The sequence below is a fragment of the Sphingomonas pseudosanguinis genome, assembly GCF_014196255.1.
GTDB lineage: Bacteria > Pseudomonadota > Alphaproteobacteria > Sphingomonadales > Sphingomonadaceae > Sphingomonas > Sphingomonas pseudosanguinis.
In genome coordinates this window covers 70,086-86,858 of record NZ_JACIDH010000014.1, presented here as the reverse complement: position 1 = coordinate 86,858, position 16,773 = coordinate 70,086, and the positions used below count along the sequence as shown (strand labels likewise).

14 protein-coding genes and 1 CRISPR repeat array are annotated in these 16,773 nt (G+C 65.5%); of the genes, 7 read left to right on the top strand and 7 right to left on the bottom strand.

The window, feature by feature from the left end; translation table 11 throughout:
• Nucleotides 1–97: 97 nt before the first annotated feature.
• Nucleotides 98–1,715: direct repeats of the CRISPR family, unit length 36 nt; unit sequence GTTGTCGCTGGACCGCAATCTCTGAGCGGCTATGCT.
• A gap of 73 nt (nt 1,716–1,788) precedes the next feature.
• The 4 genes from cas2 to pyk all read right to left on the bottom strand — a co-directional run bounded on the left by cas2 (nt 1,789) and on the right by pyk (nt 8,354).
• Nucleotides 1,789–2,163, bottom strand: coding sequence for a CRISPR-associated endonuclease Cas2 (cas2, locus tag GGR48_RS13830; RefSeq protein WP_206362466.1), 375 nt, complete (start codon nt 2,161–2,163; stop codon nt 1,789–1,791).
• Nucleotides 2,160–3,092, bottom strand: coding sequence for a type II CRISPR-associated endonuclease Cas1 (cas1, locus tag GGR48_RS13825; protein ID WP_183952428.1), 933 nt, complete (start codon nt 3,090–3,092; stop codon nt 2,160–2,162). Before cas1 ends, cas2 begins: the two co-directional genes overlap by 4 nt.
• Before the next feature lie 16 nt (nt 3,093–3,108).
• Nucleotides 3,109–6,489 carry a type II CRISPR RNA-guided endonuclease Cas9 gene (cas9, locus tag GGR48_RS13820; RefSeq protein WP_240456008.1) on the bottom strand — a complete coding sequence of 1,127 codons (3,381 nt, stop codon included), beginning with the start codon at nt 6,487–6,489 and terminating at the stop codon, nt 3,109–3,111.
• 395 nt (nt 6,490–6,884) lie between these two features.
• Nucleotides 6,885–8,354: a pyruvate kinase gene (gene pyk, locus GGR48_RS13815; protein ID WP_183952427.1), complete on the bottom strand. Its 1,470-nt coding sequence runs from the start codon at nt 8,352–8,354 to the stop codon at nt 6,885–6,887.
• A 72-nt stretch (nt 8,355–8,426) separates the two neighbouring features.
• Here pyk and GGR48_RS13810 point away from each other — a divergent pair, with 72 nt between their 5' ends.
• The 3 genes from GGR48_RS13810 (at nt 8,427) to GGR48_RS13800 (ending at nt 9,783) form a co-directional block, all read left to right on the top strand.
• Complete coding sequence (locus GGR48_RS13810) at nt 8,427–8,729, top strand: DUF1244 domain-containing protein (protein ID WP_183952426.1); 303 nt, start codon at nt 8,427–8,429, stop codon at nt 8,727–8,729.
• Between the two features lie 145 nt (nt 8,730–8,874).
• On the top strand, nt 8,875–9,135 hold the full coding sequence (locus GGR48_RS13805) for a DUF2312 domain-containing protein (RefSeq protein WP_058746354.1): 261 nt from the start codon (nt 8,875–8,877) through the stop codon (nt 9,133–9,135).
• Between the two features lie 192 nt (nt 9,136–9,327).
• Nucleotides 9,328–9,783, top strand: coding sequence for a hypothetical protein (locus GGR48_RS13800; RefSeq protein ID WP_183952425.1), 456 nt, complete (start codon nt 9,328–9,330; stop codon nt 9,781–9,783).
• An 89-nt stretch (nt 9,784–9,872) separates the two neighbouring features.
• Here the strand turns inward: GGR48_RS13800 and GGR48_RS13795 are convergent, their stop codons facing one another.
• Nucleotides 9,873–11,336, bottom strand: a complete 1,464-nt coding sequence (locus GGR48_RS13795) for a helicase HerA domain-containing protein (RefSeq protein WP_183952424.1) — start codon at nt 11,334–11,336, stop codon at nt 9,873–9,875.
• A 142-nt stretch (nt 11,337–11,478) separates the two neighbouring features.
• On the opposite strand from GGR48_RS13795, the gene GGR48_RS13790 reads away from it, so the two are divergent.
• The 3 genes from GGR48_RS13790 (at nt 11,479) to ruvA (ending at nt 13,739) form a co-directional block, all read left to right on the top strand.
• Complete coding sequence (locus tag GGR48_RS13790; RefSeq protein WP_183952423.1) at nt 11,479–12,222, top strand: YebC/PmpR family DNA-binding transcriptional regulator; 744 nt, start codon at nt 11,479–11,481, stop codon at nt 12,220–12,222.
• Between the two features lie 181 nt (nt 12,223–12,403).
• Complete coding sequence (ruvC, locus tag GGR48_RS13785; RefSeq protein ID WP_183952422.1) at nt 12,404–12,916, top strand: crossover junction endodeoxyribonuclease RuvC; 513 nt, start codon at nt 12,404–12,406, stop codon at nt 12,914–12,916.
• Nucleotides 12,917–13,142: 226 nt separating this feature from the next.
• A complete protein-coding gene (gene ruvA, locus GGR48_RS13780; protein ID WP_183952421.1) occupies nt 13,143–13,739 on the top strand; it encodes a Holliday junction branch migration protein RuvA in 597 nt (198 codons plus the stop codon).
• Between the two features lie 96 nt (nt 13,740–13,835).
• Here ruvA and GGR48_RS13775 read toward each other — a convergent pair whose 3' ends face one another.
• A complete protein-coding gene (locus GGR48_RS13775; protein WP_183952420.1) occupies nt 13,836–14,729 on the bottom strand; it encodes a 2-hydroxyacid dehydrogenase in 894 nt (297 codons plus the stop codon).
• Between the two features lie 154 nt (nt 14,730–14,883).
• Between GGR48_RS13775 and ruvB the strand changes: the two genes are divergently transcribed.
• On the top strand, nt 14,884–15,909 hold the full coding sequence (ruvB, locus tag GGR48_RS13770) for a Holliday junction branch migration DNA helicase RuvB (RefSeq protein WP_183952419.1): 1,026 nt from the start codon (nt 14,884–14,886) through the stop codon (nt 15,907–15,909).
• 129 nt (nt 15,910–16,038) lie between these two features.
• Here the strand turns inward: ruvB and GGR48_RS13765 are convergent, their stop codons facing one another.
• Nucleotides 16,039–16,773, bottom strand: coding sequence for a hypothetical protein (locus GGR48_RS13765; RefSeq protein WP_312491063.1), 735 nt, complete (start codon nt 16,771–16,773; stop codon nt 16,039–16,041).

Below are 16,773 nucleotides of genomic sequence, written 5' to 3'. Positions count from 1 at the left end.
CGCAACCCGCTACGACAAACTCGCCGTCAACTTCCTCTCAGGCGTCGCCATCGCAACCGCGCTCGCATTCTGGCTCTGATTGAGTCTCGACCATAAGGTTGTCGCTGGACCGCAATCTCTGAGCGGCTATGCTGCGCATCCTTCATCAAAGCACCAAACGTATGTTGTCGCTGGACCGCAATCTCTGAGCGGCTATGCTCTGTCCGCCAAGAGCCGTGATCTGACCCTGTTGTCGCTGGACCGCAATCTCTGAGCGGCTATGCTACCGATTGCCCGGCTGACGATACGCAGCGAGTTGTCGCTGGACCGCAATCTCTGAGCGGCTATGCTTGGTCGCAAGGTCGCCCTGTATCTGGAGCAGTTGTCGCTGGACCGCAATCTCTGAGCGGCTATGCTCGCCGAAAGCGCCGACAGATAGTCGACACCGTTGTCGCTGGACCGCAATCTCTGAGCGGCTATGCTCTCGACATGGAGGCGACCGGCCTCGATCCCGTTGTCGCTGGACCGCAATCTCTGAGCGGCTATGCTCCGACGCGCACCTTGACGTTGTGCTAGAGAGTTGTCGCTGGACCGCAATCTCTGAGCGGCTATGCTACCGTCCACGGACTTGACCTGTGGCTGATCGTTGTCGCTGGACCGCAATCTCTGAGCGGCTATGCTGAATTGTTCGACCGCGACCTCGCCAGACCAGTTGTCGCTGGACCGCAATCTCTGAGCGGCTATGCTCGACGCAGCACCGACGCAAACGATAAAGAAGTTGTCGCTGGACCGCAATCTCTGAGCGGCTATGCTCCCGCTCCTATCAGGAAGAGAACGACATCCGTTGTCGCTGGACCGCAATCTCTGAGCGGCTATGCTGGCGGCCGCGATCGAGACGTTCATCGACCAGTTGTCGCTGGACCGCAATCTCTGAGCGGCTATGCTGGGGTGCGGTTCGACCGTCCCCAGATCGAGTTGTCGCTGGACCGCAATCTCTGAGCGGCTATGCTGCGAACGCTGACCCCCGCCACCGTCATTACGTTGTCGCTGGACCGCAATCTCTGAGCGGCTATGCTGCTTGTCGTAGATCAGGGTGCTGGAGCCGTAGTTGTCGCTGGACCGCAATCTCTGAGCGGCTATGCTCCGGGTGTCGTGTCGTGGGAGACGGAGGTCGTTGTCGCTGGACCGCAATCTCTGAGCGGCTATGCTCATCTCGGCGACGGTGGCGGCGGGAACGTCGTTGTCGCTGGACCGCAATCTCTGAGCGGCTATGCTGCCGGCGGCGTTCGCTACGTCCTGGCGTTCGTTGTCGCTGGACCGCAATCTCTGAGCGGCTATGCTCGGGGAGCTGCGACCAATCCGACCGCTCGGTTGTCGCTGGACCGCAATCTCTGAGCGGCTATGCTTGATCGGGGAAACCTATTATGGCGGCAGCCGTTGTCGCTGGACCGCAATCTCTGAGCGGCTATGCTGCGCTGGGTGACCTGAACAAGATGAAGTCGGTTGTCGCTGGACCGCAATCTCTGAGCGGCTATGCTTTGTAGTGGTCCAGGAACGCCTTGAGTTGCGTTGTCGCTGGACCGCAATCTCTGAGCGGCTATGCTAGCGTCACCCGCGCCGCCGTCGTGTCCGTCGTTGTCGCTGGACCGCAATCTCTGAGCGGCTATGCTGATGGTCGAGAAGGCCGAGCGCCAGCCATGGTTGTCGCTGGACCGCAATCTCTGAGCGGCTATGCTTGATGGTGGGGTATCGCGTTGATCCGCAACGACGAAATCCCCCATCCAGCATAGTCAAAACGGTCGCGAATCATCAGAATAGGGCCAATTGATCGGGGTTTTTGCGCGGCTGCCGGCGAGATTGGCCGGCGAAGCGGATGATATTCTCATATTGGCGGTCGGTGAAGCTCAATATGTGGATCTCGCCCTTGTCGGGCAGGTTCGCCTCGATCCGGCGTAAGTATGCCTCCATCTGCTCCTTGCCGCTGCAGAAGCGGGCATAGACCGAGAACTGGCTCTTCTCGAACCCTTCGTCGAGCAGATATTGGCGGAATTTGGTGGCGGCGCGCGATTCGGACTTGGTGGTGACGGGCAGGTCGAACATCACGAAAATCCACATCAGCCGATATCCCGACAGTTGCGTCGCGCCGCTCGCGGGGATGGGCGTGGTGGCGAGACGACGGCTCACCGCGCGATCAATCCGTCCAGGGCGGCCAATTCCAGCGCGGAGGGCGGCGCGGGCAGGATCAGGTCGGTGGCGCGGCCGCTCTGGAAGCTGCGCGCCAGGGTCTGCGCGGTCCGCTGGATGGCGAGCCAGACGGTGGTGATACCGTCGTCCAGCATCAGGTCGACCGCGATCAGGCCGGCATAGGCGCGCTTGGCCTCGGACGTGACGCCGGTGATGTCGTGCGCAATCAGCCGGATGGTCAGGGCATCGACCAGCGCGCGGAACGGCTCGATCACATCGTCGGCCAGCGCGAAGGGATTACCGCGATGCGCATGATGGACGCCGATCGATGGGTGCAGCCCCGCCGCCACGACCGCCCGCGCACAGGCTGCGCGCATCACCGCATAGCCATAGTTCAGGAGGGCATTCGCGCCCTCCGCATCGCGGTCGCGGCGGAATGCCTCGCCCATCAGCAGAGGCCAGTACCGGCGCGCCGCCTGCGCCTCGATATTCTCGGGGTCGCCCGACCCGACCTTGCGCGCCAGATGATCGAAGGCGGTGGCGGAGTGACCATTGGCGGCCAGCACCGCGCCCTGCCAGCGGATCTTGGCCACCACCAGCGCGCGCCAGAGCTGCTTGGACAGCGGACGCCCGGCCTCCCATTGCGCGCGCATCCGGCCGTTCTGCGCATGATGACCGTCGATCGGCAGGCAGATGGCGGCCGGGCTGTGATTGCTTCCGCACAACAGCATCACCGCACCGCGCTCGGCCAGTGCGACGATCAGATTGGTAGACCAGGTGACGCCATGCGCATGGACGATGACCGCGCCGACATCGTCGAGCGGCACCCGGCCGACCTCGACCCGCTCCTCCGAGACGATCAGGAAGCCGCGATGGGCGGACAGATGCCGGTTGTCGGTGGCAATATCGACGATCCGTTCCAAACCCATCGCGGCCGGCCCCTCGTCAGTCGACCGGCGCGGTGCGGGGGCGGGTGCGCCGTACGGACTTGCGGGCGGGGAAGCCGGGGTCGAGCACGCGGCCCAGTTCGTCGATCCGGACCTGGCGTGCCTTCCACAGCTTTTGCTTGGCGGGGAAGAGCGAATCGTAGCGGAAGGCATCCTCCTTGTCCGCGTCACGCGCCTTCAGCGCACCGCCTTCCTTGGGATCGGCGAGATAGAGCCTCCCATCCTGGCCGAACTTGACCACCCGGCCCAGTCTGCGTGCCTCGCCGGGAGGTTCGATGGCGAGCAGGTCGTTCTGATGCACGCTGAGTACCTTGCGCGCGGCGGGGTGGGGGCGATCCTGTTCGCGGGGTTGATGCGCGTCGAACATCGATACGATACTGCTTCGCTCGGTGCCGTCAGCGGCCTGCCACCGGGTGATCCATTTCCCATCGGGCATTTCCCAGACGTCATAGCGATAATTGCTGTCACCCTTATACGCCTTATACGCTCGGCCGGATGCGTCGCGGATCGGTATGACGGACAACGCCTCGGTCACGCGGACATGACGGATGCCGCCATACACCTTTTTGAGCGTGAAGGGCGGGAAGGCTTTGATCCGCTCCTCAAAGGCCTTGCCATCCTGGTGAGCGGTATGGTCGCGTAGCGCCTGACGCAGATGGGGGTCGCGTATCGCGTTCAGGTCGGCCGCCGATTTCAAGTCGGTCAGGGCGATGCGACGCACGACGATCGGCTTGCCCTTGGCATCAGTCGTACCGGTAAAGCCATAGGCCGTGTCATTATGCAGCCGCCCGGCGGTCTGGTCATGGCCGGGCTTCAGGCCCTTCTTGGAAGCCGTGCCATGATCCGGGCGATGCGATACGACGATTCCCCGGAGTGCGGCATGAAGCTCGTCGCGGAAATTGGGCCAAGGGTCGGGAATACAGATCTTTTCGGTGCCGTCGCGGCCCGTTTCGCCGGAGATTCGCGCGATCTCTGCCAGCATCGCACGGTCGATGACCGCAACGACGAAGGCGTCAATGCTATGGTGGCGATGATCCAGACGATTTTTAGGCTGGTTCACGCTTCCCAGGATATTGTCGTCGCCCAGCATGGGATTGAGGCCCAGCTTGCGCCGAACCAACTCGGTCATCTGGCCGGGTGAAACCCAGACTTTGCTCGATCCCTGCCCACGTTCGGGGTAGAGGCTGGTCAGATACTCGCGCGCCAATCGCCCCAGATACTGCGTGTCGACCAACTGGCGCGGTTGGAAATCGCGTTCCTCGGTAAAGCGGGCGAGCGCATCCGGGTCGAACCGCCAGCGCTTGTTGGCGGGCAGACGCGAGGCGCGTGCGGCGATGTCGGGCCAGTCCTCGCCATGCCCCCAGGCATCATGGGGCGACCGGTTGCCCTTGCGGCGATTGGCATCGCGCATGCAAACGATCTTATTGGCGTTGGAATCGTCGAGTGTGATCGAGAAGGGCAGGATATGGTCGATCTCGACCGCATCCGAGAACAGCTTTTCGATCCCGATCCGCTCACCGGTATAGACGCAACGTCGGTCGAGACAGTCCTCGCCCAGTTCCTCCCATAGCTTCAATCGGGCGCGATTTTCGCCGGTGTCGGGTTTACCGATTTCACGCAGCTTGATGGAACGCTTTTCCGCCTCGATCCGGTTGCGGTTATTCTCCTTGTTGCGCCGTTGTTTTTCCTCGTCCGACAATTTCAAGTCGCGGGCGAGTTCCAAGGCGATCTCGGTCGGACGGCCGAAGCGACGGATCAGTGCGTTGACGACCCGTGCCAGCTGGTTGAGGCCGATATGCACCGTGGGGTTGGTGAGGCGGCCGACCCGCATGTCCTCCGGATCGCTAGGATCACCGGTGCCGGGCAACAGATGATGTTCGAGCGGCAGACCATAATAGGGGAGGATCGGTTGACCCTTGGCATCGCTATAGCGGGTGTCGGAGCGTCGGTCGCTATGATGGCCCAGCCCGGCCGCGTCGACCGCCTCGCTATAGACCAGCACTTCGCCGCCCTCGGTCCGACCGTTCGTCAGTGCCTCGATCAGCTTGGTCGTCGCGGTCAAACCGATCCGCCCGAAGCCCATCGGCAACTCGACCGAGGCGACGGCGGCTGCCTGCTCGGACGTCAGCGAGTAGCGTTCGGCGAGCCAGGCGACGAAGGCGGCTTCATCGGCATCGCTTTCCAGATTTTGCCGCCGTTGAATGACCTCCCATTGCTGGTCTACCGAAAGGTGCCGCCAATGGGTGCCGAACCGCTTCTTGTCGCCCATCCGCGCCGCCATTTCGTCGCCGAGCAGTTTGGGCCGGTTCTCGCTCTCTTTGTTGAAGCGGACGGTGGAGTCGAGCTTCAACTCCTTGCGCAGTGCGACGAAGGTTAGGCTGGGCTTACCCTGGAACTTCATCAGTATCCGGTCGCGCTCATCGGGCATCAGTCGGCGCGGGGCTTCACCCGTACGGATCAGTTGCAATGCGTTGATCTCTTCCAGCAGGCGGCGCTGCTGGAACAGCGGATGCGCCTTGGCCAGCCGCGTTTCCCCGTTCACCAAGGTGCACAGGCCGATCTTCGGCGCCTTTAGCGGGCGCTGGTAAAAGATAATTTCGTAGAGGCGGTGGCGCACCTCGTCCGTCAGCAGGTCGGGGTGATGCGCGGCCTGGGCCTCCCAGATCGCCTCGAACTCCGCCTCGATGATGTCGCGGCTGGGATAGAAGTCATAGACGTCGTTCTTGTTTTCGGGCGGGGCGGCATGGGCACGGGCGCGTGTCGGCGGCAAGGCGTTGAGGTCGTCGGCCGCCGCACGGCGTTCGCACAGAAATTTGCCGAAGGTCCAACTGCCGGGTTCCGCACCGGCGGCCTCTTCGGCGGCGGCGATCTTGTCCTTCAGCCCCGCAATGCCGAACGCGACCTTGCCGCTTTCATCGTCCTTGTCGCCGGTCCGATCGGTCTTGCGATTGCTTTTGAAGCCACGCCGCTGATTGAGATGAAACAAGGCGCGGGCGATTTCGCTCGGCTCCAGCCTTTCGTCGAGCGCGCGCGCACGGAGTTCATAGGGATCGCGCGTTTCCAGCGCTTGGCGAGCAGCCTGGTCGGCGGGGAACAAGCCGTCCTTGACTAGATATCTGAGCAGCGCGGCCTGGCGGCGCTTGAACCGGTCGCGGCGACGACGCATCGCGCGCTTGTCGCGGCGATTGACGGCGAGCGATTGCTTGGATTGCGGATCGCGGCCTGCGCTCTCAGATGAGGAAATGATACGTGAGCCGATCGCCATGATGCCGGCGGGCTTGCCGCCTTCCAGTTGCAGGGCGATCCAGCCCAGCGAGTTGGTGCCGAGGTCCAGCCCCAACCGCCACGCCATGCCCCGCTCGTTCATCATATCGGTCATCTTCGCCATCCCCTCCCGCTATCTGGCCAAATCCCGGTCGCGCTGAACAGTCCCAAGCGTATCCGAAATGGAGCGAGTGCCAGTGTCGCCCTGGGATGCCGATCCTGCAAGCATCGGCGCGCGTAATACCCCGATAAACATGCGAAATGGTGCAAATCCGTCTTGCGTGGCGATCGACCTGTGTTATTCTTCAGACCTCAGAGATTGCGGTTCTGGCGGTTAACAAGCGTCATTACGCACCAGATAATGTCAGCGCCACGGCGCGGCTTTTCTCTCTATCGCATTGCGATAGAAAAACCCGGCGCTTTCTCAAAGATGCGCCGGGTTTTTTTCTTGGGCTTCGCATTGGACACCCGGCTTGCGGAGCATCGCGTCCGCAAGCCCGGTACGAGGGCTTACGCCTCGACCCCGTCCCCGTAATTCGCCAGTTCGTCGCCCATGATGCGGGTGACGTGCAGCACATTGGTCGAACCCGGCGTGCGGAAGGGGACGCCGGCCATCAGCACGACCTGGTTGCCCGCTTCGGCGATGCCGTGGCGCAGCGCCATGCGCTTGGACTTGGCGACCATCTCCTCGAAGGATTCGACGTCGCGGGTGTGGACCGCGTGACAGCCCCAGAGCAGGCCCAGGCGACGCGCCGTCTCCAGCTGCGGGGTCAGCACCAGGATCGGCACCGAGGGACGCTCACGCGCGACGCGGCGTGCGGTCGAGCCGCTGGTGGTGAAGCAGATGATCGCCTTGGACGACACGGTGCGCGAGATGCCGGCGGCGGCCTCGGCGAGCGCGTCGGCGGTCGTCGGGTCGGGGGTCATCGCGGTGAAGTGGACACGCTCACCGTGGCCGGGGTCGTTCTCCACCGATACGCCGATCGCGTTCATCATCGCGACCGACTCGACCGGCCACGATCCCGCCGCCGACTCGGCCGACAGCATGATCGCGTCGGCGCCGTCATAGATGGCGGTCGCCACGTCCGACACCTCGGCGCGGGTGGGCGAGGGGCTCTGGATCATCGATTCGAGCATCTGGGTGGCGACGACGACCGGGCGGCCCATGCGGCGCGACACCTCGACGATGCGCTTCTGGAGCGGCGGCACCGCCTGCGGCGGCAGCTCGACGCCCAGGTCGCCGCGCGCGACCATCACGCCGTCGCACTGTTCGACGATTTCCTCCAGCCGGTCGATCGCCTGCGGCTTCTCGATCTTGGCGAGGAGGGCGGCGCGCCCCTTGATCAGGCCGCGCGCCTCCATCAGGTCCTCGGGGCGCTGCACGAAGGACAGCGCGATCCAGTCGACGCCCTGCTCGACCGCGAAGTTCAGGTCCGACCGATCCTTCTCGGTCAGCGCGGCCATGGGCAGCACGACGTCGGGGACGTTCAACCCCTTGTTGTTCGACAGCGCGCCGCCGACCTCGACCAAGGTCGTGATCTTCTCATCGTCATGGAAGGCGACGCGCAGGACGAGCTTGCCGTCGTCGAGCAGCAGGCGCGCGCCCGGCTCGATCGCGGCGAAGATTTCCTTGTGCGGTAGCTCGACCCGGGTCGCGTCGCCGGGCGTCGGATCGCGGTCGAGGATGAAGGTGCTGCCGGTTTCCAGCATGACCTTGCCCTCGGCGAACTTGCCGACGCGCAGCTTGGGCCCCTGAAGGTCGGCCAGGATGGTGGTCGGGCGGCCGAACCGCTCCTCCAGCGCGCGAATCGCCTGGATCAGCGGGATTTTCGACTGCTGGTCGCCATGGCTCATATTGATGCGGAACGCATCCGCCCCCGCCTGGAACAGGGTGGCGATCGTCTCGGGATCGCTGCTGGCCGGGCCGAGCGTGGCGAGAACGCGGACTTTGCGCGAACGCGGGGGGAGGGCCTTGGTCATCATCACATCCTGCTGCTTTGCGGCCTGTTTCCTAAAGCCTAATGCGTTACGATCAACCTAGGAGCGACGAATATGAGCGATAGCGTGGATGCGTTGAATGCAATCGATGATCAAGCGGCGGCGGCGGCGTTCCGGCGGCTGGTGCTCCACCTGCGCCACCGGACGGATGCGCAGAATGTCGACCTGATGGGGCTGGCGGGGTTTTGCCGCAACTGCCTCTCCGACTGGTTAGGCGAGGCGGCCGGTGTCGACAAGGCGACCGCGCGTGAGGCGATCTATGGCATGCCGTACGACCAGTGGAAGGCCGAGCATCAGGGCGAGGCGACGCCGGAGCAGCTGGCGCGCATGGCCGAGAGCGTGAAGAAGAACCGTTAACCCCCGCTTGAGCGCAGGCGCGGAACCGCCTAGACCGCCCCCGATCCCGACATCCGCGCCGGACCGACCTTGCCCATGGGCGGGCATGTGCGTCGTGGCGGCGGATTCCTGGGAGCGGATCGGATTTCAAGAAGGTTGTAAGACAATGGCGGACGAGAATTTCGACAGCAGCGGCAATGTGACGGCCGACGAGCTGCGCCTGCTGATCGAGCGGGCCGAGCGGCTGGAAGAAGAGAAGAAGGGCATTTCGGACGACATCAAGGATGTCTTCGCCGAAGCCAAGGCGCGCGGCTATGATCCCAAGGCGATCAAGAAGATCATGCAGATCCGCAAGAAGAAGCGCGAAGAATATCAGGAAGAGGAAGCCATCCTCGAAGTGTATATGAAGGCGCTGGGTATGATCTGATCCCGGTTTTCGGGTTCGGAAATGCGGAGGGCGGCGGGGCTTGTGGCTCCGTCGCCCTTTTTGTTTGTGGCGGGTGGCGGGGCGTGGCCTTCGACTTCGCTCAGGCTGAACGGGGGTGGTGCTTGATGGCAGCGTATAGAGGAACGGCTGTGTACGATTGCAGCCTTTACGCAGGTCTGCCAGCTTACAGCCATGGTTCTCACAATCCTTCTGGCCGGCTTGGCTGTCCAAAACTGTGATCTGACGGCAATCAAAGGCGGTCGTGCGGTCCATGAGGCGCTCAGCCGCCGTGCGGTAGGCATCATGGCCGCTGCGGCAACATCCGGGTCAGCATCAGATAATGTATTGAACGCGTTGATCGATAAGGACGCGGTTCTAACCGTTATTGTCGGAGACGTGGGTTTACCAGGCAAGGGTGCGGCGGGTGCCCGGTCGCTTGCCAAGCGGATGAATGCCGACGAGTATCGCTTTCTCGGTTGGGATTACATGGACATCCCGGATGACGCATGTCGCCGCCAACAGGTGACGGTCGATTTCATTGCAAATCGCGAGAAGCGGATTTCGCGGATAAATTTCACATTCGAGAACGGCCACCTGATGGGAGCGGAAGGTTGGCAGCACTCGTTCGCCAAGGGTCCATTCCCGTAATGTAGCAGATATGAGGGGGTAATGGCCTCTCTCTCGCATAAGCCCAACCTCCGTTCAGCCTGAGCGAAGTCGAAGGCCAAGCGAAACCCTCACCCCATCTCCGCCGCTTGGGTCGTCCACCCCAGCCGCGGAATCGTGATCGACCGCTTCCCCGTCAGGTCGGTGCGGCAGACGAACAGGTCGCGGCTCTCGATATAGGCGATCAGCCGCTTCACCCGGCCGAGCGAACTGGTCCCGTACGTCTCGGCGATCTTGGTATCCGGTGGGCAAGGCAGCCCCTCGCGCGCGGCCCGCGCGACCAGCAGGAACGCGCCCAGCATGTCGTCGGGCAGCATCGCGGCCAGCGCCAGCGCCTCCTGCCAATCGGGATCGTTGACGTCGAAAATCCCCGCCCGCGCGCAGGACAGACGCCGGGCGAAACCGTTCAGGTCGAGCGGCGGCCGGGCAAGGCCCGCCATCCGGCAGCGCACCTGGAAATCCTGGAACAGGACCGAGGCGGGGCGGAAGGTCGATTCGGGGTCCTCGACGATCGCGCGCAGCACCTGTTCGTAGATCGCCTCGACCTCGCCCTCATCCATTTCGGGTGGGGGCGGTGCGGCGGTGGTGGGCAGCGGCGGGCGGCCGAGATCGGCCATCAGCTCCTCGGCGGGCACCCGGCGCGGGCGTGAGTCGAAGGTCATCGGCAGGGTCGGCGCTTCCTCGACGGGTGCGAAGAGCAGTTCCTGCAGATCGGGCGGCGGCGCGTCGGGCAGGGGGGTCAGCTTGGGACTGCCCGAGCGTGCCGAGGTCTCGACCGCGCCGATCTTCACCGTGATCGGCCGGCGCGACACCGCCGGCCCCAGCGCCAGGAAGGTGCCGCGCGCCAGATCGCGGATCGAGTCGGCCTGCCGCCGTTCCATGCCGAGCAGATCGGCCGCGCGCGCCATGTCGATGTCGAGGAAGGTGCGGCCCATCAGGAAGTTGGACGCCTCCGCCGCGACATTCTTGGCCAGCTTGGCGAGTCGCTGGGTCGCGATGACGCCCGCCAGCCCGCGCTTGCGGCCGCGACACATCAGGTTGGTCATGGCGGACAGCGAGGCACGACGAACCTCCTCGGTCACTTCGCCCCCCGTCGTGGGGGCGAACAGCTGCGCCTCGTCGACCACCACCAGCGCGGGATACCAATGCTCGCGCGGGGCGTCGAACAAGGCGTTCAGGAAGGTCGCGGCGCAGCGCATCTGCCCCTCGATCTCCAGCCCCTCCAGGCTGAGGACCACCGAGGCGCGGTGTTCGCGAATCCGGCTGGCGAAACGACCGACCTCACGCTCGGCATAGTCGCCCGCCTCGATCACGACATGGCCGTAAGCCTTGGACAGGGTGACGAAATCGCCCTCGGGGTCGATGACCACCTGTTGCACCTGGCCCGCCGATTTCTCCAGCAGGCGGCGCAGCAGATGCGACTTTCCCGACCCCGAATTGCCCTGCACCAGCAGGCGGGTCGCCAGCAGTTCCTCAAGATCGATCGGCACCGACGAGCCACGCTCGTCGGTTCCCATATCCACGCGTACCGTCATGGCTTTGGCGTTTGGCCGATCAACGCCCCAGGGGGCAAGGCATTTGATTCTCCGGAAGGCGGCGGCCGGGGGGTGAGCGATCGACGGGTTGGCAAAGCCCCTCGCGCAGTCGTACAGAGCGCGATCATCTTAAGAGGCACCGATGGCAGGCCACAGCAAATTCAAGAACATCATGCACCGCAAGGGCGCGCAGGATAAGAAGCGCTCGGCGGCATTCTCCAAGCTTAGCCGCGAAATCACCGTCGCGGCGAAGATGGGCACGCCCGATCCGGACATGAACCCGCGTCTGCGCGCCGCCGTCAACGCGGCCAAGGCGGCCTCGATGCCCAAGGACAATATCGCGCGCGCGATCGACAAGGCCTCGCGCGGCGACGGGGAGAATTACGAGGAAATCCGCTATGAGGGCTTCGGCCCCGGCGGCGTCAGCCTGATCATCGAGGCGCTGACCGACAATCGCAACCGCACCGCGACCAACGTGCGCACCGCGGTGTCGAAGAATGGCGGCAACCTGGGCACCGCCGGCTCGGTCAGCCATGGCTTCGACCGGATGGGCCTGATCAACTATCCCGCCGGCGCCGGTGACGCCGAAAAGGTGTTCGAGGCGGCGTTGGAAGCGGGCGCGGAAGACGTGACCTCCACCGAGGACGGCCATGAAATCTGGACCGCACAGGCCGACCTCCACGAAGTCGCCAAGGCGCTGGAGCCGGTGCTGGGCGAGGCGGAAGGCGCCAAGCTGGCCTGGCGTCCGCAGACCATGGTCGCGGTCGACGAAGCGGCGGCGGCGACTTTGTTCAAGCTGATCGACACGCTGGATGATGACGACGACGTCCAGACCGTCTGGGGCAATTACGAAGTCTCCGACGAAGTGATGGAAAAGCTGGGCTGATCCCCAATCCTCCCCAAGCTCGGCTTGGGGAGGGGGACCGCCGGGCAAAGCCCGGTGGTGGAGGGGCGGGGCACGATCACCGTTGCGCGCCAAGCCCGGTCGGCGCTATCCTTACTGTCATCGATGATCCCGATGAGCACGTTGTTGCCGCCGGCCCGCGATCTCTGAGTATATCAACGTCTTGACCCCACCCCCCGCCATCATCCTCGGCCTCGATCCCGGTCTCGGCACCACCGGCTGGGGGGTGATCGCGGCGGAGGGCAATCGCCTGCGCCATGTCGCCAACGGCCAGATCAAGACCGAGCCGTCGATGCCGCTGCCGCGCCGCCTCGCGAACCTGCACGCCGCGCTCTATGACGTGATCCGCCAGCAGCAGCCCGACGGCGCGGCCGTGGAGGAAGTGCTGGGCAACAGCAATGCGCAGTCGACGCTGAAACTGGGCCAGGCGCGCGGCGTCGTCCTGCTCTCGGCGGCGCAGGCCGGGCTGATCGTCGGCGAATATCATCCCAGCATCGTCAAGAAGGCGACCGTCGGCACCGGCGGCGCGGACAAGAAGCAGGTGCAGGCGATGGTCGGGCATCTGTTGCCCGGGGTGAAGCTGACGGGTCCGGATGCGGCGGATGCGCTGGCAGTGGCGATCACGCATGCGCATCATCTGGCGAGTGCGCGGGCGATGGCGCGTAGGGTGGGGTGATAGTTGAGGCGTCTCGCTCGTGGCAAGGCCCTCCCCCATCCCCTCCCGCCTGCGGGGGGGGCGTGCCAAGGTTCCGTTGCAGGAATCTCTTGAAGCAGCGCTTGCGGACGGCCCAGTAACGCACCCCTCCCGCAGGCGGGAGGGGATAGGGGAGGGCGCCGCCACAAGCGACAACCCCAACGATAACCCCCGTGACGTCTACCCCCTTTTGTTCTAACCCATCCCCATGATCGCGCATCTCAAGGGACGTTTGGACTCCACCGGTATCGACCATGCGGTGATCGATGTCGGCGGCGTGGGCTATCTGGTCGGCGCGTCGGCACGGACGCTGTCGTCGATCGGGCCAGTGGGCGAGGCGGCGATGCTGCATACCGAGATGCTGGTGTCCGAGGATTCCATCCGTCTCGTCGGTTTCGCCAGCGCGGACGAGCGCGACTGGTTCCGGTTGTTGACCGGCGTGCAGGGCGTCGGCTCGCGGGTGGCGCTCGCCATCCTGTCGGCGCTGGAGCCCGCCGACCTGATGCGCGCGATCGCCAGTGGCGACAAGGCGATGGTCGCGCGCGCCAATGGCGTCGGCCCCAAGCTCGCCCAGCGGATCGTGATGGAGCTGAAGGACAAGGTCGGCGGCATCGTGCTGGCCCCCGGATCGGGCGGCGCCGCGACACCGGTTGGTGCGGGCGCGGATGCGGTGTCGGCGCTGCTCAACCTGGGCTTCCGCCCGGCCGAGGCGAGTGCGGCGGTCGCGGCGGCGGAAGAGGAATTGGGGGCGGCGGCGTCGCTCGATGCGCTGGTGCGGTTGGCTTTGCGGAAGGCGGCGAAGTAAGGGACGTGGGCTTCGACTTCGCTCAGCCTGAACGGCTGGGGGGATAAGGTCCAACCCCCGTTCAGGCTGAGCGAAGTCGAAGCCCAAGGGAATCACTCACCCCAACAACCCCGGCGGAACCTGCCCGCCAAAATGCGCCTCCAAATTCGCGATCACCATCGCCGCCATCGCCGCGCGCCCCTCCCGCGTCGCGCTGCCCTGATGCGGCGCCAGCACGACATGGTTCATCCGTCGCAGCGCATAGGGCACGTCGGGCTCCTCGGCGAACACGTCCAGCCCGGCCCCCGCGATACGGTGCGACTCCAGCGCGGCGATCAGCGCCTCCTCGTCCACGAGGCTCCCGCGCGCGATATTGACCAGCACCCCCTTCGGCCCCAGCCGGTCGAGCACCGTCGCATCGACGACATTGCGGGTCTCCGCCCCGCCGGGCGCCGCGACGAACAGCACGTCGCTCTCCGCCGCCAGCGTCGCCAGGTCGGGTACGAACGTCCACGCCACCGGCTTTTCCGAACGCGCGGTGTAGCGGATGTCGCCGCCAAAGCCCTCCGCCCGCCGCGCGATCGCCTGGCCGATCTTGCCCAGCCCGAAAATGCCGATCCGCCGCCCGCTCGCGCGTCGGCCCAGCGGCACCGTCCAGTTGCCCATCCGCATCGCCCGGTCGTTCGCGGCCACCCGCCGCTCGACCGCCAGCCACAGCGCGATGGCCTGGTCGGCGACATCCTCGGTCAGCACGTCCGGGGTGATCGCGATCCGGATGCCGCGCGCGGCGACCGCGTCATGGTCGATCCCGTCATGCCCGACGCCGTGCACCGCGATGATCTCCAGCTCGGGCAGGCGATCGAGCAGGGCGGCATCCACCGTCATCATGCCCCCGCCGACGATCGCGCGGGTGGTGGCGGGCGGGGTGTCGCGGTGGAGCGTGAACCGCTCGGCCAAGGCGATTTCGAGCGCGGGCGGAATCGGGCTGGCCAGGAAAAGATCATTTGCCATGTCAGCATCCTAGCGCGATTTGCGGCCCGAGTCCGCCACCCGGATCAAGCCTAAGGGCCGTACGGCTGTCCATGCCGGTCGACGCCTGCTATGTTCGTGCAATGTTCGCGACGATGCTCGACAGCCATGCCGCCCAGCCGCTAGGAGCGCAGGCGTGACCGACCAAGACCGCCTGTTATCCGCCAGCCGCCGTCCCGAGGATGTCGACGCGGCGCTCCGCCCCAAGAATCTGGACGAGTTCGTCGGCCAGCATGCGGCGCGCGACAATCTGCGCGTGTTCATCCAGGCGGCGAAGAGCCGTGGCGACGCGCTCGACCATGTCCTGTTCTTCGGGCCCCCCGGCCTGGGCAAGACGACACTGGCGCAGATCATCGCGCGCGAGATGGGCGTGGGCTTTCGCGCGACCTCCGGCCCGGTCATCGCCAAGTCGGGCGATCTGGCCGCGCTGCTGACCAATCTCGAGGACGGCGACGTCCTGTTCATCGACGAAATCCACCGCCTGCAACCGGCGGTCGAGGAGGTCCTGTACCCGGCGATGGAGGACCGCGTCCTCGACCTGATGATCGGCGAAGGACCTTCGGCGCGGAGCGTGCGGATCGACTTGCCGCGCTTCACGCTGGTGGGGGCGACAACCCGGCAGGGGCTGCTGACCACCCCCTTGCGCGACCGGTTCGGGATTCCGGTGCGGCTACAATTCTACACGGTCGAGGAACTGACCCGCGTCGTCACCCGCGCCGCGCGCCTGCTCGACCTGCCGATCGCCGAGGATGGCGCGGTCGAGGTGGCGCGGCGCTCACGCGGCACGCCGCGCATCGCCGGGCGGCTGCTGCGCCGGGTGCGCGACTTCGCGACGGTGGCGGGGCACGAGATCGTCCACGCCGCCGCCGCCGACCAGGCGCTCAACCGGCTGGAGGTCGACGCGCTGGGCCTCGACGCGATGGACCGGCGCTATCTGACGATGATCGCCGATGTCTATCGCGGCGGCCCGGTCGGGGTGGAGACGCTCGCCGCCGGCCTGTCCGAGCCGCGCGATACGATCGAAGAGGTGATCGAGCCTTTCCTGATCCAGCTCGGCCTGCTGGCACGCACGGCGCGGGGGCGGATCTTGAATCCGGGCGGGTGGAAGCATCTGGGGCTGAACCCGCCGATCGGGTCGCAAGACGGGTTGTTCGACGTCTGAGGGGGCGGGGCCTTCGACTTCGCTCAGGCTGAACGGGCGGGGGGTGGCTCCCAGACTTCGTTCAGCCTGAGCGAAGTCGAAGGCCAAGGGAAAACCCTCAGAGGGTAGCCAGCACCACCGCCAGCCCGCTCATTCGGTCTTTTCCTCGCGATACTTCATTTCCAGATAGCGGCCGCGCGTCGACAGGCTGTCCAGATCGGCCTGCGCCAGCCGCTGGGTCATATCGCCAATCTCCTGCTCGATCAGCTTCAGGCCATCGACCAGCTGCGCGTCGGGCGTCCGCCCGTTGCGCTCGACGCGGCGCAGCGGTTCGGGCACGCGTTCGTAATCGCGCAGGAAGGCGGGGAGCTGCTCGCCGATCAGACGGCGGACCTCCATCGCCTCGACCGTATCGTTGTCGACGGCGGCGAGCTGCGGCGACAGCGTTTCCAGCCGCTGGCCGATCCGGTCGACCAGCGTGACGGCGGGCGCGGGCAGGCGCGGGCGCTGTGCCTCCAGCCAGCGTTCGGTCTGGCCGGGCAACGCCTTGATGTCGACTTGCGCCAGCTTGGCGGGGCTGGGCGCGCGCGGGGCAGGGGCGAGCGCGATCATCAGCGTCACCGCCAGCATCAGCAGCATCGCCGCCAGCGCGCCGAAAATGCCGATGCCGCCGGGCAGGATCAGGCCCGTCACCATCGCCGCGATCAGGATGGCGGCATTGGCGATGGCGATCAGGATCACCCGGCGCATCACCGAGCGCGCCTGGCGCCGGACGCGCTTGACCGCTCCTTGCGCGGACCCACGATAATCCTGCGAGATGCGCGCCATCACTTCGCGCGCACGCTCGATCTGGGCATCGACCTCGTTCGAGCGGGGGGTGGTCAC

Excerpts from the sequence above, each read along its gene's own strand:
- cas1 (WP_183952428.1), bottom strand. The coding sequence starts at position 3,092 with ATGGGTTTGGAACGGATCGTCGATATTGCCACCGACAACCGGCATCTG.
- cas9 (WP_240456008.1), bottom strand. The coding sequence starts at position 6,489 with ATGACCGATATGATGAACGAGCGGGGCATGGCGTGGCGGTTGGGGCTG.
- pyk (WP_183952427.1), bottom strand. The coding sequence starts at position 8,354 with ATGACCAAGGCCCTCCCCCCGCGTTCGCGCAAAGTCCGCGTTCTCGCC.
- GGR48_RS13810 (WP_183952426.1), top strand. The coding sequence starts at position 8,427 with ATGAGCGATAGCGTGGATGCGTTGAATGCAATCGATGATCAAGCGGCG.
- GGR48_RS13805 (WP_058746354.1), top strand. The coding sequence starts at position 8,875 with ATGGCGGACGAGAATTTCGACAGCAGCGGCAATGTGACGGCCGACGAG.
- GGR48_RS13800 (WP_183952425.1), top strand. The coding sequence starts at position 9,328 with ATGGTTCTCACAATCCTTCTGGCCGGCTTGGCTGTCCAAAACTGTGAT.
- GGR48_RS13795 (WP_183952424.1), bottom strand. The coding sequence starts at position 11,336 with ATGACGGTACGCGTGGATATGGGAACCGACGAGCGTGGCTCGTCGGTG.
- GGR48_RS13790 (WP_183952423.1), top strand. The coding sequence starts at position 11,479 with ATGGCAGGCCACAGCAAATTCAAGAACATCATGCACCGCAAGGGCGCG.
- ruvA (WP_183952421.1), top strand. The coding sequence starts at position 13,143 with ATGATCGCGCATCTCAAGGGACGTTTGGACTCCACCGGTATCGACCAT.
- GGR48_RS13775 (WP_183952420.1), bottom strand. The coding sequence starts at position 14,729 with ATGGCAAATGATCTTTTCCTGGCCAGCCCGATTCCGCCCGCGCTCGAA.